This is a genomic window from Neisseria sp. P0021.S005 (assembly GCF_051956955.1).
The window spans coordinates 1-2,208 of sequence record NZ_JBQCWY010000513.1 but is presented as its reverse complement, the minus strand read 5'-3'; the positions used below and the strand labels follow the sequence as shown (position 1 = coordinate 2,208).

General features: G+C 46.6%; 3 protein-coding genes. All 3 read left to right on the top strand.

From position 1 onward, the window contains the following. The coding region (locus ACTHUE_RS16290) for a peptidylprolyl isomerase (RefSeq protein ID WP_440402954.1) at positions 1 to 704 on the top strand (704 nt) is incomplete at its 5' end. A gap of 44 nt (positions 705 to 748) precedes the next feature. Continuing rightward, positions 749 to 1,513: a peptidyl-prolyl cis-trans isomerase gene (locus tag ACTHUE_RS16285; protein ID WP_070460208.1), complete on the top strand. Its 765-nt coding sequence runs from the start codon at positions 749 to 751 to the stop codon at positions 1,511 to 1,513. Positions 1,514 to 1,609: 96 nt separating this feature from the next. Further along, positions 1,610 to 2,071, top strand: a complete 462-nt coding sequence (gene dtd, locus ACTHUE_RS16280) for a D-aminoacyl-tRNA deacylase (protein ID WP_070460225.1) — start codon at positions 1,610 to 1,612, stop codon at positions 2,069 to 2,071. Positions 2,072 to 2,208: the final 137 nt, after the last annotated feature.

Sequence of the window (2,208 nt, the reverse complement as noted above, 5' to 3'; positions counted from 1 at the left end):
TGCGTCAAATGCTGACTGAACGCCAAGTTATCAGCACTGTTGTTACCCAAGAAGCTAAAAAATTAAAACTGGATCAAAGCGCTGAATTCAAAACTGCATTGGAGCAAGCGCGTGCCGATGCCGCCAAACAAGGTGCAGATAAAAAAGCCACATTCAAAACCGAATGGGCAGTTTTCGAAAATGATTTGTTAGGCCAAGCTTTCGCGGCGCATATCGTCCGTCAATATCCTGTCCAAGAAAAAGATGTCAAAGCCGCTTACAACGACTTCAGCAACTTCTATAAAGGTACTCAGGAAGTCCAACTGGGCGAAATCGTGACCGACAGCAGCAGCAATGCCCAAAAAGCCATTGCCGATTTGGATGCGAAAAAAAGCTTTGTTTCGATATTGAACCAATACTCAATTGACGAAGCGGCCAAAAAAGCCGGCGGCATCCCTAAAGCTTATGTTCCGCTTAAAGATTTGCAAGAATCAGCGCCTCCGCTTTACGCTGCTGTCAAAGACCTGAAAAAAGGTGCACACACTAAAACTCCACTGCAAAACGGTAATTTGTACGCCGTTTTCTATGTCAATGACCGTCGTAACGTTACTGTACCTTCTTACGAAGCCGCTAAAAACGAGATTGGCAACGACTTACAGGCAGCCCGTGTTGATGCGGCCATTCAATCATTACTGAAAAAAGCCAGCATCAAAGTCAACAAATAATATAAGGTGCCCGCCGTGATAGCGGCGGGCAATAAGGAACTCACATGAACATCAAGCCCAAAACTGCCGTTTTGGCTATCCTCGCCTTGTCAACCGTGAGCTTAGCAACCGCCAAAGCGCCTGAAATCGATCCCGCCCGTATCGACAGCATGGTCGCCGAAGTATTGAGACAGGCCGATCAACATCCCAACCAGACTGCCAAACCCGATGGCCAGGCAATCCGCAAAGATGTGGTTACACGTTTGCAGACTTTGGAAATTTTGAAAAATGAAGCCATCAAGGCTGGTTTGGACAAAGATGCGGAAGTGCAGAATCAGCTTAAAAACGTTGAAGCTGAGTTTTATGCCAACCAATACGCTGCCTATCTAGAACGCCAAACCGCGGTTGACGATGCTGAGTTGCGCCGTTTCTACGACCAGCAAACACGCATTATCAAGCTGCAACAAGTCAGCTTTGCTTCAGCCGACGAAGTACGCGCCGCGCAAGAACTGCTGCTCAAAGGCTTGTCATTTGAAGAGCTGATGAAACGCTATCCCAACCCCGAACAAGAGTTCGACGGCTTCATCTCTCCGCAGCAGCTCTCTCCTCAACTGGCTACCGCTTTTGCTGACATGAACCGAGGCGATGTAACGCATGAGCCGATTCAGATGGAAAGCCGTTTTTATCTGTTTAAACTCAGTGCAGTAGAACGCGATCCCAATGCCGAACCTTTCGAACTGGTACGCAATCAGATTGCCCAAGCCGTTAAACGACAAAAAGTCGAGAATCAGATCGAACGTATCTTAAAAGAAAACGACATTAATCCGTAAATTAATTCAATGGTTTCAGGCCGTCTGAAACTATATTTAAACCCCAAGGGCGTATCTTACGCCCTTTTTTACAAACTTCTTTTATTCAAAAACATCATGCGCGCTGTTATCCAAAAAGTTACCCAAGCTAAAGTTGACGTTTTGTCCGAAAACTCCTGCGAAACCTGTGGCGAAATCAACAACGGATTTATGATATTGATCGGCGTTACCCACACCGATACAGAAGCGGACGCCAAATACATTGCGGATAAAACCGCCAACCTACGTATCTTTGAAGACGAAAACGGCAAATTAAATTTATCGCTCAAAGATGTCGGTGGCTCGATATTACTGGTTTCTCAGTTTACCCTTTACGCCGATGCGCGCAGCGGCCGCCGTCCGTCCTTCTCCAATGCTGCCCCTGCCGAACAAGCAGACAAGCTTTATCAATACACCGCGCAACTTTTGCGCGAACATGGATTGACTGTCGAAACCGGCAGATTCCAAACCCATATGCAGGTCTCCCTTTGCAATGACGGGCCGGTTACCTTATTGCTTGATTCGCAAAAAACATTCTAAATCCCATAGGAAAAGGCCGTCTGAAATATTTCAGACGGCCTTTCCATTTCTGATCATTACTAAATCAAGCCTTGCGCTTTCACCCAGTTCACAATATCTGCCTCAACGGCTTCAGGCGAACCCGGATTGTCAATTTT